The organism is Rhodococcus sp. USK13, from assembly GCF_018343855.1.
Classification (GTDB): domain Bacteria; phylum Actinomycetota; class Actinomycetes; order Mycobacteriales; family Mycobacteriaceae; genus Rhodococcus_F; species Rhodococcus_F oxybenzonivorans.
Genome location: NZ_CP069242.1, coordinates 3,870,066 through 3,883,407 on the forward strand (window position 1 = coordinate 3,870,066; position 13,342 = coordinate 3,883,407).

Genomic DNA, 13,342 nt, shown 5'->3' on the forward strand with positions numbered 1-13,342 from the left:
TCGGCTATCAGCGCACCTTCTGCATCGCGCTGAGAACCCGCTTTTCGGACACCGGTATCGGTGTCCCGATCGTCTGGGCGAACAAACTGACTCGAAGTTCCTCGATCATCCAGTGGATCGCGTCGATGTCGGGCGAATGGTGCCGCTCCTCCGGCAGCGTTGCCAGCATGCGTTCATATGCTGCATATACGCGGTCGAGGACGTCCATTCCCTTCCGATCGCGGGGTGCACTGCCGGGGAGCGATTCGAGGCGTGCGGTGGCGGCGGAGAGATACCGAGGTAGCTCACGGAGCCGCGCGGATCCGGTCTCGGCAACGAAACCAGGAAAGAGCAGCGCCGCGCGCTGTTCCCGCACGTCGTCGGCAGCCTCGCCGGTGGCCCGTTCGAGAACCACTGCCAGTCGGTGATCAGATTCCAGAATCGGCAGGACAAGGCGCAGCAGAATTGCGACCTCGCGGGCGATCGCCGCTCGCGCCTCGGCGACGAGCGCGTCGAAGTCACGGGGAGTGCGGATCGGCGCCCCGTGGGCGGCGATCAACTGGTCAGCCGCGGCATTGCGGCAGTCGTCGATCAACGCGTCGAGGCTGCCGTCCGGATTCTGGCCGAGGGTCAGTCGCTGGGTATTGCTCAACCCGGAGACGACCGTCTTGGCCTGGGTCGGTACGGCGGCCAGGAGGAGCCTGCGGGTTCCGGCGCGCATAGCCGCCCGTTGCTCGGACGGTGTGCTCAGGACACGGACGGCGACACCGTCGCCCTCGGGAACGAGGGCGGGATAGCCGGTGACTTTTTGCCCGCCCAGTTCTCGGGTCACCGTCGGCTCGAGGGAACCGAGCGTGTCCGGCGTCCAGGTGAGCGCAGGGGGCCGCTCGGAAGTGGAGGCCGCCTTCGCGACTTCCTTCTGCACGCGGGGAGCGAGGGACGTGCGGAGCGCCAACAGATCCTTGTCGCGGCCCAGAACGGTGCCCTTCTCGTCCACGGCCGCGAACGTCATGCGTAAGTGGTCGGGGAGTGCCGCGACATCGAAGTCCTTCGGATCGATGCGGCATGCGCCGAGTCGCGACAACTCCCGAGCCATCGCGGTGACGAGCGGTTCGGAACGCGGTTTCACCGCCGCGAGGGCCGCTGCCGCGAAGTCGGGAGCCGGAACCACCTGCCGGCGTAGGGCTTTGGGGAGAGTCTTGATCAGGGCCGTCACCAACTCGACGCGCATGCCGGGGACGAGCCAATCGAAGCCCACCGGCCGGAGACCGGCGAGCAGGGCGATCGGGATGCGAGCGGTAACGCCGTCGTCCTCGTTTCCGGGCTCGAACTGGTAGGTGAGCGGGAACTGCATATCGCCCTGACGCCAGGCGTCGGGGTAGTCGCCGCCCAGCACGGCGGCCGAATCGGCGTTGACGACCGTCGACTGGGTGAAGGTGAGGAGGTCCGGCGTGGCGCGGCGGGCCACTTTCCACCAGGAGTCGAAGTGGCGGGCTGACACTGCCTCGACGCCCACACGCTGATCGTAGAATTCGTACAACGTGTCGTCGTCGACAAGGATGTCGCGGCGACGCGCGCGATGCTCGAGTTCCTCGACATCTTCGAGCAGTGCGCGGTTGGCGTGGAAGAATGTGTGCTGCGTTTGCCATTCGCCCTGGACGAGTGCATGGCGGATGAACAGTTCGCGGGACGTTTCGGGGTCGATGGCAGCGTAGTTCACCGCGCGCCGGGCGACGAGGGGGATTCCGTACAACGTCACGCGTTCGTACGCCATCGCGGATCCGCGCTTGGACGACCAGTGCGGTTCGGAGTAGGTGCGTTTCACGAGGTGCGGCGCGAGCTTCTCGGCCCACTCGGGTTCGATCCTCGCGGACATGCGTGCCCACAACCGAGAGGTTTCGACGAGTTCTGCGGCCATCACCCACCGCGGGGGCTTCTTGAACAGGCTCGAACCGGGGAAGATGGCGAATCGGCTTCCACGCGCACCGAGGAAGTCGCGCTTGTCGCCCTCGCGAAGTCCGATGTGCGACAACAGTCCCGCCAGCAGCGATTGGTGAATCGCCGCCTCCCCGGCGGTGGAGGTGCTGCTCACCTCCCAGCCCAGTCCGCGGGTGATCTGGCGGAGCTGACCATGGAGGTCCTGCCATTCGCGGATGCGGAGCCAGTGAAGAAATTCGTTGCGGCACATCTTCCGGAACTGGTTGGAGGACAGTTCGTTCCGTTGTTCGCCGAGATACTTCCACAGCTCGAGAAAGGCCAGGAAGTCCGAGTTCTCCACGGCGAAACGGGCATGTTTCTCGTCGGCCGCATGCTGGAATTCGGCAGGACGTTCGCGCACGTCCTGGATCGACAGGGCGGAGACGATCACGAGGACTTCGGCGAGGCAGCCGTTGCGGTGCGCCTCGACGAGCATGCGGGCCATGCGAGGGTCCACCGGAATCTGGGCGAGTTCGCGTCCGACCGGGGTCAGGACGGGCTGCTCCTTCTGGGTGGACTGCTCGATCGCGCCCAGCTCTTCGAGCAGGCCGATGCCGTCCCGGATCGCGCGCGGATCGGGCGGTTGGACGAACGGAAACGCGGCGATGTCACCGAGACCGAGGGCGGTCATCTGCAAAATGACGGATGCGAGGTTGGTGCGAAGAATCTCCGGCTCGGTGAACGGGGGCCTGGACTCGAAGTCTTCTTCCGAGTACAGCCGAATGCAGATGCCGTCCGCGACGCGTCCACAGCGACCGGAGCGCTGGCGGGCGGAGGCCTGGGAGATCGGCTCGATCGGGAGACGCTGCACTTTTGTGCGCACCGAATACCGCGAGATGCGGGCAGTTCCCGGATCCACGACGTAACGGATGCCGGGCACGGTCAGGGACGTCTCGGCGACGTTCGTCGACAAGACGACCCGACGTCCCGTGTGGGGAGTGAACACCTTGTGCTGTTCCGCCGCGGAGAGTCGCGCATACAACGGAACGATGTCGGTACCCCGTAGTCGTCTGTCCCGCAGCGCGTCCGCGGTGTCGCGGATCTCCCGCTCGCCGGACAGGAAGACGAGGATGTCGCCGTCCCCTTCCGCCGACAGTTCTTCGACGGCTTCACACACCGCGTCGACGGGATCACGATCGAAGGTCTGATCGCCCACTTCGACGGTGAGAGGGCGGTAACGCATCTCGACAGGGAAGGTTCGCCCCGACACCTCCACGATCGGCGCGGGCACGCCGTCGACGGCGAAGTGCTCGGCGAACCGCTGAGGGTCGATCGTGGCCGAGGTGATGACGACCTTGAGGTCGGGTCGCCGGGGGAGTAGCTGGCGTAGGTACCCCAGGATGAAGTCGATGTTCAGGCTGCGCTCGTGAGCCTCGTCGATGATGAGGGTGTCGTACCGGCGGAGCATTTTGTCTCGCTGAATCTCGGCGAGGAGGATGCCGTCGGTCATCAGTTTGACGAGTGTGCCGTCCGACACCTGGTCGGTGAACCGCACCGTGTAGCCGACGGTCTCCCCGAGTTCGCTGTGTACCTCTTCGGCGATCCGTTCGGCTACCGTCCGGGCTGCGAGCCGGCGGGGCTGCGTGTGCCCGATGAGCCCGCGTACCCCGCGGCCGAGTTCGAGGCAGATCTTCGGAATCTGCGTGGTCTTGCCCGACCCGGTCTCACCCGCGACGATTACCACTTGGTGCTCCGAGATGGCGTGCGCGATGTCGTCACGGCGCCGGCTGACCGGGAGCGCGTCGGGGTAGTCGATGCGGGGAACGCTCGCCCGTCGGCGCTCGAGCCGGGCGCGGGCGGTCGCGATCTCGTCCGAGACGCCGGCGAGCGCCTGGGGCGTGCGCGCTCGGTCCAGTCGCCTGCGGAGCCGGTGCTCGTCGCGCAAAGTGAGTTCGCCGAGGGAGTTCTTCAGATCTCGCCGGCTCGGTGCTGTGATGGACATGCTGAGCTACAGCCTAGCCAACGCGGTCGACGAGCCGACGGCTCGGGCGTAGCGGCGGGGGCAGGTCGTCGCCACGCGCTATTCTCCAGGACGACCAACGTCAGACGCGTACCCCGATATCGGCAACGGCTGGGAGACTATGTTCGACGAGTTCGCAGGTGAGAATTTCGACCTGCTCAGCCGCGACCGCGGCAGCGTCGTCGCGGCCGACGATGGCGTTCCGCTGGCCGTCCGCGAGGTCGGTCCCGAATATGCGCCGCTCACCGTGGTCTTCGTGCACGGTTTCTGCAACCGGATGACCGGCTGGCATTTCCAGCGCGTACACCTCGAAGAGGTATGGGGACCGACGATCCGCATGGTGTTCTTCGATCTGCGTGGGCACGGCAATTCGGGTGTGCCGCGACGTGAGACCTGCACGATTCCGCACCTCGCCCGGGACATCGACGCCGTGATCCGGGCACTCGTCCCTGAGGGGCCGATCGTGCTGGTCGGGCACTCCATGGGCGGAATGGCGGTGCTCTCCTATGTCGGCCGGTATCCCGACCTGATCGGTTCCCGGGTGGTGGGGGTCGGACTGATCGCGACCGCGGCGGGTGCACTGGGGGACGTCGGCCTCGCGCGGACCCTCAACACGCCGGTGGTCGCCGGATTCAGCACGGCGGCACGTGCCCTGCCTCGCGTAGTCCAGGGTGGCCGGGGCGCGAGCAAGCGCGTGCTGGCGCCGATTCTGCGGTCGGCGTCGTTCGGTGATCGTCGTATCAGCCCGGCCATCGTCTGGCACTCCGAACAGATGATCAACGACACACCCCTGAAGACGCTCGTCGATTTTCTGCCCTCGTTCAAGAACCACGACGAAACCGCCGCGGTGCCGCTCCTCGAACCGGTTCCCACTCTGGTGCTGTGCGGCGACAGGGACCTCCTGACGCCGTTCCGGTATTCGAAGGCGATCGCCGAGCAATTGCCGGAGGCAGAACTCGTCAGGGTGCCCGGCGCAGGACACATGGTGCATTTGGAACGGGCGTCACTGGTCTCGGAGGCGCTCGATCGTCTCGTCACGAGGTCGGTGGAATCGCTGCCCGCACCCAGTGCCTGGCGGGACGCCGTGCTGCTGGTCACCGAGCATCCGTGGATCGACACCGCTCGTCGCCGGGTGGCGGCATGGGGGCGGGTGGTTCGGCAGCGGGTGTCGCGGTCTCACCGCTGACCGAAGGGCGTCGCTATCCGCCCGCATCGTCGCCCACCGGGTGTGGGGGAAGAACACAGAACTCGTTGCCCTCCGGATCGGCGAGCACCACCCACGGCACCCTCGAATCGTTGCTCAGCAGCCGGGCCCCGAGCGCGAGGAGTCGTTGCACCTCGGCGTCCTGCGTGCGCGACGACGGGGCGATGTCGAGGTGCAGTCGATTCTTGGCCGCTTTCTCTTCTGCGACGGGTTGGAAGAGCAGCGCCGGAAGTCCCGGTCGATTCGCCTCGAGGTAGGTGCGGCCGTACGCGTCGTTCCACTGGCGGGTCGACGGATAGTCCAGAGCCTCACACCAGAATTGGGCCAGTGATTGCGCGTCGTGGCAGTCGACGGCCACGGCGATGATGCGACTGTTCATCCCGGTCGACTACCCGTCGATGAGTCGGCGCACACTGCCGCTGGTCGAAGATATCGGCGTCCGCGGACACGGTGGCAATCGCAAAAGTGGCGACAACATCCGCCACTCGGGACACAATGGACTCACCTGACAGCGGCCTCGAGGGGGCGGAACATGGCATACGAGAATCCACCAGCCGACCAGGATGCCCTGCCGCCAGGAGTTCTTCGACGCGCAATCGCGGCTTCGGCAATGGGTAACGCCACCGAATGGTTCGACTACGGCGTGTATGCGTTCACGGTGTCGTATATTTCGGCGTCCTTCTTTCCCGGCGACACCGGCTCTGCCACGTTGTATGCCCTGCTGGTGTTCGCTGTCTCCTTCGTCGTGCGACCCCTCGGCGGGCTCGTCTGGGGCCCGCTCGGTGACCGTCTCGGCCGCCGACAGGTTCTGGCGCTCACCATCCTGCTGATGGCGGGAGCGACGTTCTGTGTGGGACTCGTTCCCGGATACGACGTCATCGGATTCTGGGCACCCTTGTTGCTGGTGCTTCTTCGCATGATCCAGGGTTTCTCCACCGGAGGTGAGTACGGCGGCGCGGCAACCTTCATGGCCGAGTATTCGCCCGACCGGAAGCGAGGATTCTGCGGTAGTTTCCTCGAATTCGGCACGCTCGGCGGATACGCGCTGGGCGCCATTGTGGTTCTGACGGTGGAGCTGGCGTCCACCGAACCGTTCATGGAGACCTGGGGATGGCGTATTCCCTTCCTGATCGCGGGCCCGATGGGTCTGATCGGCCTGTACCTGCGCACGAAACTCGAGGAAACACCCGTCTTCCGCGAACTCGACGAGGAAGGGGCGGTCGAGGAGGGGGCCGCGACGGAGTTCAAGGATCTGGTGACGGAGTACTGGCGGCCGATGTTGCTGCTCGCCGGTCTCGTCGTCGCTCTGAACGTCACCAACTACACCTTGCTCAGCTATATGCCGACGTATCTGGAAACCCAGATCGGTTTGTCGTCCACCGCGTCGTTGACCCTGTTCATCGTCGGGCAACTCGTGATGATGGCGGTGATCCCGTTCGCGGGCGGGTTGTCGGACCGATTCGGACGAAAACCGTTGTGGTACGTCTCGCTCGTCGGTCTCATCGTGCTGGCGGTGCCGATGTATCTGCTGATGCGCCAGGGATTCGCTTGGGCAATCTTCGCTTTCGCCGTCCTGGGGTTGCTGTACGTGCTGCAGCTGTCGACGATCTCCGCAACGTTCCCGGCGATGTTTCCCACGCACGTGCGCTTCGCCGGATTCGCCATCGCCTACAACGTGTCCACCTCGCTGTTCGGGGGAACGGCGCCTGCCGTCAACGAACTGCTGATCGAGTGGACGGACAACACGCTGATGCCCGCGTTCTACATGATGATCGCGTGCGGGATCGGTCTCGTGGCGCTCTACTTCGTGGCCGAGACGGCAGGAGCCTCCATCCGAGGCCGGGGGCTGCCGGGAATCGACACGGAACCGCATCCCACCGCATACGCCGAGAAGTAGGCGGGCGAGATCCCTGCCCGGCGACATGGCATAGTCGCCTCGGAGTGGGGTTCACGAAGGGATGATCATGGCGTCGGCACTGTGGCACGGCTTCGCGGATATGGGCGCGGTGGAGGAGAACGGCGCGTTCGTCGTCTCCCGCGGCGACGGCGCGTACATCTGGGACGATCAGGGAAACCGCTACCTCGACGCCACCGCGGGTCTGTGGTTCACCAACGTCGGCCACGGGCGCTCGGAGATCGCGGACGCTGTGGCGGACCAACTTCGGACCGTCGCGCATTTCTCGAATTTCGGTGATTTCGTCCCCGCAACCACAGCAGCACTCGCCGACCGGCTGGCCGCGCTGGCTCCCGTGCCGGGCAGCAAGATCTTCTTCACCTCCGGTGGATCCGACTCCGTGGACACGGCAGCCAAACTGGCGCGCCGCTACTGGCACGAAATGGGCAGGCCCGACAAGACGATCGTGGTCGGCAGGCAGAAGGCGTACCACGGCATGCATGTCGCGGGTACCGCGCTGGCAGGCATCCCCGTCAACCGGGAGGGCTACGGCGAGTTGATGTCCGACGCCGCGACCGTGGCATGGGACGACGCCAAGAGTCTCCTCGAGCTCGTCGAGAAGGTCGGCGCCGACCGGATCGCGGCATTCTTCTGCGAGCCGATCATCGGCGCGGGCGGCGTGTATCTGCCGCCGGACGGTTACCTCACCGAGGTCCGGGACATCTGCCGTGAACACGACATCCTGTTCGTCGTCGACGAGGTGGTCACGGGCTTCGGGCGAATCGGCGGCGACTGGTTCGCGTCCACGCGGTTCGGTCTCGAACCCGACATGATGACCACGGCGAAGGGCTTGACCTCCGGCTACGTCCCCATGGGGGCGGTCTTCATCGCACCCCGGGTGGCGGAGCCCTTCTTCGCCGGCGGTGTCTGGTGGCGTCACGGATACACCTACGGTGGCCACGCCGGCGCGGCGGCCGCTGCACTTGCCAACCTCGACATCATCGAGCGGGAGAACCTTCTCGCGGACTCGAAGCGCCTCGAGGCCTCGTTACATCGGCACCTCGCACCGCTCGCCGACCACCCCCGGGTCGCGGAGATTCGCAGCGGCCTCGGCGCTGTCGCCGCCGTGCAACTCGCCGACCCCGAGGAGGCTTTGCCCTTGGTAAAGACTCTTCGCGAACACGGAATTTCGAGTCGTGCCGCCGGTCAAGGTGCGATGCAGATTTCACCCGCGTTCGTCATGACGGACGAGCAGGTGGGCGCGCTCGCCGACGGATTCGGACGCGCACTCGGCTAGTGCGATCCGGGTAGCCGGCTGCGGAGTCGGTGCAGGGCGGCGGCCGAGCGAGCCCGCCAGGTCGGCGGTGTCAACGGAATCTCCTGCTTCCCATCGCGTGCTGCGTAGGCGCGGGTGTAGCGCTCATGGAGCCGGGCGCGGACCTCGTCCGGCGTGTATGCCTTGCGTTGCCGGTCTGCGCGGGCCGCCACGACACCGGTCGCTGCCACGCCCACCACACCGGCGAGCCCGACGAGTTTCCACCACTGTCTGCCTCGGGGTCTCATCGCCTTAGGCTAGAGCCCATGCACGCGCCCTCGCACACCGACGCTCGATCGGCCGGTTCCCGTATCGACCTCGACACCGCGGTGAACATCACCCGCACCGGAGATATCTGGATCTTCCGCGGAGAATCGCCGGCGGACCGGGCCATTCAGACGCTGACCAACAGCCCCGTCAACCACGTGGGCATGTCGGTAGTGCTCGAAGATCTGCCGCCGCTGATGTGGCACGCGGAACTCGGGCATTCGTTCAGGGAGCCTCGAAAGTGCTTACTGTGCCGAGGTGGTCGCCACAACTTACGAAGAGATGGGCCTTCTCGCCGGGGATCACCGCACGAGTTGGTACGACCCCGGAAAGTTCTGGAGTGGCGACCGGCTTCCCCTGGTCCCCGGTGTCACGCTGGGCCGCGAGATCGAGGTCGTCCTCAGCGACGCCGATCTCGCCGCGGGGCGCGGCCGTCGCCCGTCAGAGGGTTCGTGACTTTTCGGCATGCACCCGCCCGCCGACCTCGACCCAGCCGGCGGGGTCGTACGTGGTGCGCAGTTCGGAGCCGCGGCCCTGCGTGATCAGCAGGGCGTGCCGGAGGTGAGCGGTGATACGGACGGCGGCGGCTCCAGTCGCCTCGTCCTCCACGATGCCCATGTCGGGCGCAAACATTCGTGACCGAATCGAGTGCTCCACCTTGTCGGTCCAGGCCCACAGGTAGTGGTGGCCCTTGCCGAACTTCTTCGGATCGGCAGTCTCGACGTCCCTGACGCTGTTCATCAGGTACAACGAGAATTCGGGCGCCCACTCCGGCTTTGCCCGCACCCAGGTGATCGCACCCGAGTGCCGGGTGGTCACAGGTCCAGCTGGTACGTCCAGCGTCTTCACTGCGGTACCGCGTTCACGCAGCCACCAGGACAGCCCGACGGTGGGGTGTCCTGCGAAGGGAAGCTCGGTTCCGGGTGTGAAAATTACCGCGCGGGCGGAGTCGTCGCCCGGGGCGGGGAGATCGACGAAGATCGTCTCGCTGTATCCGAGGGCGGCCGCGACTTTCTGCCGGTCGCCGGGCGGGACGGTCGACGCATCGACGATGCCGAGCGGATTGCCGTGGCGTCCGTTCTCGTCCGTGAATACCCGGACGACGTCTACGTGAAGGGGCATTGACGCACTCTATCGCTCCGAGGAGCGACGAAGGGCCCCGCATGCGCAGTACGCGAGCGGGGCCCTTCGGGAGTACCTCTGCGAGGTGTCAGACGCTCGCGGTGGCGAGGGTCTCGTTGGCCTCGACGGCCTGAGCGACACCCGCGACGATCGAACCGGCGCGGATCGCTTCGAAGATCACCTCACGGTCGACGCCTTCCTGCCGGAGGGTGTTCTCGTGGGCTTCGAGGCAGTGGTTGCAGCCGTTGATCGCGGAGACCGCGAGCGACCACAGCTCGAAATCGGCCTTGTCGACACCCGGGTTGCCGATGATGTTCATCCGCAGGCCCGCACGGAGATCGTCGTACTTACCGTCAAGGTAGCCCTTGGTGCGGTAGAAGACGTTGTTCATGCCCATGATCGACGCGGCACCCAGAGCTGCGTTGTAGGCCTCGGCCGACAGCGAGTCGGCCGCCTCTTCGGCGATCTCCTTCAAGGTGGTCGCCGACTTGGTGGCAGCTGCGGTGGCGAGGAGGGTGCCCCACAGCTGCTGCTCGTTCAGCACGGTACTGCGCGCGATGGAACTCAGATTGAGCTTGAGGTCTTTGGCGTATTCGGGGAGTGAGTTCTTCAGATTCTCGACAGTCATGACTCAGACGCTCGCAGTCAGCAGTTCGCCGGCGTCGATCGTCGGATCGCCCTTCTTCCAGTTGCAGGCGCACAGCTCGTCGGACTGCAGGGCGTCGAGGACACGAAGGACCTCGTCGACGTTGCGGCCCACGGAACCGGCGGTGACGGAGACGAACTGGACCTCGTTGTTGGGGTCGACGATGAAGGTGGCGCGGTCGGCGACACCGTCGGCGTTGAGAACGCCGGTGGCCTCGACCAGTTCACGCTTGAGGTCCGAAAGGATCGGGAAGGGAAGGGTCTTCAGGTCCTCGTGCTGGGCACGCCACTGGAAGTGGACGAACTCGTTGTCGACGGACGCACCGAGCACCTGCGCGTCGCGGTCGGCGAATTCGTCGTTCAGCTTGCCGAATGCGGCGATCTCGGTGGGGCACACGAACGTGAAGTCCTTGGGCCAGAAGAAGACGATCCGCCACTTGCCGGCGTGGTCGTCGCTGGTGATCGTGGTGAAGTAGTCGTCGGGCTGCTGGGCGTCGACCTTGGAGAGGTCACCGCCGATGACGGCTTTCAGGTTGTACGCGGGGAACTGATCGCCGATGGTGAGCAGAGCCATATTTCGTCCTCCTACTTGTCTTGTGAACACGTCGAACGCAGTGCAACCACACCCGAAGGCGCAGTTGAGGGTTTCGGTACCGGAAGCGGGTGGCACGAAGGTCGTGCACCCGCGTTTTCTGGTGTGATTCCATTCTGCACGAAACCGGCTGAAAGGTAAAGCCGATAGATGTCTCTATACTGATAGGCATGGCTGATCAGAGTTATCAACCCACACTGTCGCAGCTGCGTGCGTTCGTCGCGGTGGCCGAACACCGCCATTTCGGCACTGCGGCTACACGTTTGAGTGTGAGCCAACCCACACTCTCCCAGTCCCTCGCCGCCCTCGAAAGCGGCCTCGGCGTACAGCTGATCGAGCGGAGTACCCGCCGGGTCCTCGTGACCACAGCCGGTGAGAGACTGCTCGGCCAGGCGAAGGTCATCCTCGAAGCCACCGATGGTTTCGTCGCGACGGCGGCGGGCGTGGGGGAGCGGCTCACCGGACCGCTGCGGATCGGATTGATCCCCACTGTGGCCCCGTACGTGTTGCCCGCATTGCTGCCGGCCCTCCGGCAGGACATGCCCGCTCTGGAACCACAGGTGATCGAGGATCAGACTGCGCGCCTTCTCGAATCACTGCGCACCGGCTCGCTCGACGTCGCGGTGATGGCACTGCCCAGCGGCGCGGCCGGGCTCACCGAAATACCGCTGTACACAGAAGACTTCGTGATGGTCGTGCCCGAAGGGCATGAGCTGGCCGGACATACGGGTATCTCGCCCTCGGTGCTGGGTGCGTTGCCGCTCCTGCTCCTCGACGAAGGTCACTGTTTGCGGGACCAGACCCTCGACCTCTGCAGATCGGCGGATGTCCAGCCTATGGCGGGCGACACCCGCGCGACGTCGCTGTCGACGGTGGTCCAGTGCGTTGCAGGCGGGCTCGGGGTGACGCTGGTCCCCGAGTGTGCCGTGCGGGTAGAGATCGGGCGCGGCCCCTTGGCCACCGCACGCTTTGCCGCCCCCGCTCCGGGCCGGACGATCGGACTCGTCTTCCGCTCGTCGAGTGCGCGCGCCGAAGACTACGGGCAGCTGGCGGCCCTGCTCACGAACTCGGCCCCGGTCACTACTTCGCACTGAGCCGCCGACGGCGGCTCACCGTTCGGGACTGAGCCGCCGACGGCGGCTCACCGTTCGGGACTGAGCCCCCGCCGCGAACTCACGACCGGCGGCGAGGTCTCCCGCGGCTGCCACCGCGCTTCCCCGAACCTCCACGGGCATTCTTGTTCCCGGCTGCCCGCTGCTGCCGCGTAGCGCCGGGTTCCGGACGTTTCTTCTTCGCCGGCTCGGCCGGTGGACGCCCTCGCGAACTGTTGACCGTACGCCCGCGCACGATCCCGATGAACTCCTCGACCAGTTCCGTTTTCCGATCCTCGGGCCACGACAGTGCAATCCGCGACTCGGGGCCGTCGGTCACCGGCCGGAACGTCAAATCCTTACGGTGATACAGCCGGGCCAGCGACTGCGGTACGACGACGAGGCCCACTCCGGCCGCCACCAGTTCGATCGCATCCGCCGTCGTGGCGGGACGCTCCTTCGCCGGTACTCCGGGGAATTCTGCCCAATCGAGAATGTCGTCGAGGGGATGCAGCACGACGTCGTCCGCAAGGTCCTCCGCGGCGATCTCGTCCACCGCTGCCACCACATGGTCTCGGGGGATGACGACGACGGGGGTCTCGGCATAGAGGGGGATGGCGCTGAGGCCTTCCCTGTCGATCGGCACCCGGACGAGCCCGGCGTCCACCTCGCCGTCTCGCAGAGCTGCGGGCGCGTCGGCCGCGGACAGCGCAATCAGGGTGAGGGGTACGCCGGGCATCCGCTCGTTCCAGATCCGGATCCACTTGGTGGGTGTCACCCCCGGGACGTACGCAAGGCGGAACGAAGGGGGCACTACCGCGTCTGTCACTCCGTCAGGCTACCGGCCGTGGTCGGAACCACTGCGCATCCTCGTTACTCTTGGCACCATGACGTCGCACAAGAGCACCCAGACGATGAAGCCGGCAACCGCGGCGAAGAAGCTGGGTGTGTACCTCGAAGCCACACCTGCCGAGTTCCAGGAGGGTGTCGTGTCCCGCGACGAGCTCACCGCGCTGCAGTCCGATCCGCCCGAGTGGTTGCTCGAACTGCGGCGCAACGGCCCGCACCCGCGTTCCGTGGTCGCGGCGAAGCTGGGGGTCTCCATCGCGGGCCTGGCGCGTGGCGGGGTCACCGAGGCCCTCACCACCGAGGAGATCGACAGCCTCATGGCGGATCGGCCGGAGTGGTTGCAACAGGAGCGCGCCACCCAGGCCGAGGTTCGGCAGGAGGCCGTGCGAATCAAGGAGAAGAAGGCGGCACGACGCGATCAGCCCCGGAAACGACGTTCGTGAACCG

12 protein-coding genes and 1 pseudogene are annotated in these 13,342 nt (G+C 66.0%); 6 read left to right on the top strand and 7 right to left on the bottom strand.

Annotated features, from left to right (window positions below):
• Positions 1-7: 7 nt before the first annotated feature.
• Entirely contained in the window at positions 8-3,898 is a 3,891-nt protein-coding gene (gene hrpA, locus JQT59_RS20325; protein ID WP_213571751.1) for an ATP-dependent RNA helicase HrpA, read from the bottom strand.
• Between the two features lie 139 nt (positions 3,899-4,037).
• Between hrpA and JQT59_RS20330 the strand changes: the two genes are divergently transcribed.
• Entirely contained in the window at positions 4,038-5,102 is a 1,065-nt protein-coding gene (locus tag JQT59_RS20330) for an alpha/beta fold hydrolase (RefSeq protein ID WP_213571752.1), read from the top strand.
• 13 nt (positions 5,103-5,115) lie between these two features.
• Here the strand turns inward: JQT59_RS20330 and JQT59_RS20335 are convergent, their stop codons facing one another.
• Entirely contained in the window at positions 5,116-5,499 is a 384-nt protein-coding gene (locus JQT59_RS20335) for a VOC family protein (RefSeq protein ID WP_213571753.1), read from the bottom strand.
• Positions 5,500-5,652: 153 nt separating this feature from the next.
• Between JQT59_RS20335 and JQT59_RS20340 the strand changes: the two genes are divergently transcribed.
• Positions 5,653-7,017 (top strand): MFS transporter, encoded by a 1,365-nt coding sequence (locus JQT59_RS20340; RefSeq protein WP_109330713.1) that lies wholly within the window; start codon positions 5,653-5,655, stop codon positions 7,015-7,017.
• A 61-nt stretch (positions 7,018-7,078) separates the two neighbouring features.
• Positions 7,079-8,311, top strand: a complete 1,233-nt coding sequence (locus JQT59_RS20345) for an aminotransferase family protein (RefSeq protein ID WP_213571754.1) — start codon at positions 7,079-7,081, stop codon at positions 8,309-8,311.
• Here the strand turns inward: JQT59_RS20345 and JQT59_RS20350 are convergent.
• The gene (locus tag JQT59_RS20350) at positions 8,308-8,577 is read right to left on the bottom strand and encodes a hypothetical protein (protein ID WP_213571755.1); all 270 of its coding nucleotides are present in this window, start codon (positions 8,575-8,577) and stop codon (positions 8,308-8,310) included. The genes JQT59_RS20345 and JQT59_RS20350 overlap by 4 nt on opposite strands.
• A gap of 18 nt (positions 8,578-8,595) precedes the next feature.
• Between JQT59_RS20350 and JQT59_RS20355 the strand changes: the two are divergent.
• Positions 8,596-9,052, top strand: a pseudogene (locus JQT59_RS20355) (C40 family peptidase).
• On the opposite strand, the gene JQT59_RS20360 reads toward JQT59_RS20355, so the two are convergent.
• The 3 genes from JQT59_RS20360 to JQT59_RS20370 all read right to left on the bottom strand — a co-directional run bounded on the left by JQT59_RS20360 (position 9,038) and on the right by JQT59_RS20370 (position 10,937).
• Complete coding sequence (locus JQT59_RS20360) at positions 9,038-9,718, bottom strand: PhzF family phenazine biosynthesis protein (RefSeq protein ID WP_213571756.1); 681 nt, start codon at positions 9,716-9,718, stop codon at positions 9,038-9,040. The pseudogene JQT59_RS20355 and the gene JQT59_RS20360 sit on opposite strands and share 15 nt — an antisense overlap.
• A gap of 88 nt (positions 9,719-9,806) precedes the next feature.
• A complete protein-coding gene (ahpD, locus tag JQT59_RS20365) occupies positions 9,807-10,346 on the bottom strand; it encodes an alkylhydroperoxidase, AhpD family (protein WP_109330704.1) in 540 nt (179 codons plus the stop codon).
• 3 nt (positions 10,347-10,349) lie between these two features.
• A complete protein-coding gene (locus tag JQT59_RS20370) occupies positions 10,350-10,937 on the bottom strand; it encodes a peroxiredoxin (RefSeq protein ID WP_109330702.1) in 588 nt (195 codons plus the stop codon).
• 188 nt (positions 10,938-11,125) lie between these two features.
• Here JQT59_RS20370 and JQT59_RS20375 point away from each other — a divergent pair, with 188 nt between their 5' ends.
• The gene (locus JQT59_RS20375) at positions 11,126-12,049 is read left to right on the top strand and encodes a hydrogen peroxide-inducible genes activator (RefSeq protein ID WP_109330700.1); all 924 of its coding nucleotides are present in this window, start codon (positions 11,126-11,128) and stop codon (positions 12,047-12,049) included.
• Positions 12,050-12,128: 79 nt separating this feature from the next.
• Here the strand turns inward: JQT59_RS20375 and JQT59_RS20380 are convergent, their stop codons facing one another.
• Positions 12,129-12,875, bottom strand: coding sequence for a LysR substrate-binding domain-containing protein (locus JQT59_RS20380; protein ID WP_213571757.1), 747 nt, complete (start codon positions 12,873-12,875; stop codon positions 12,129-12,131).
• 58 nt (positions 12,876-12,933) lie between these two features.
• Between JQT59_RS20380 and JQT59_RS20385 the strand changes: the two genes are divergently transcribed.
• Positions 12,934-13,338, top strand: coding sequence for a DUF5997 family protein (locus JQT59_RS20385; protein ID WP_109330697.1), 405 nt, complete (start codon positions 12,934-12,936; stop codon positions 13,336-13,338).
• Positions 13,339-13,342 lie beyond the last annotated feature (4 nt).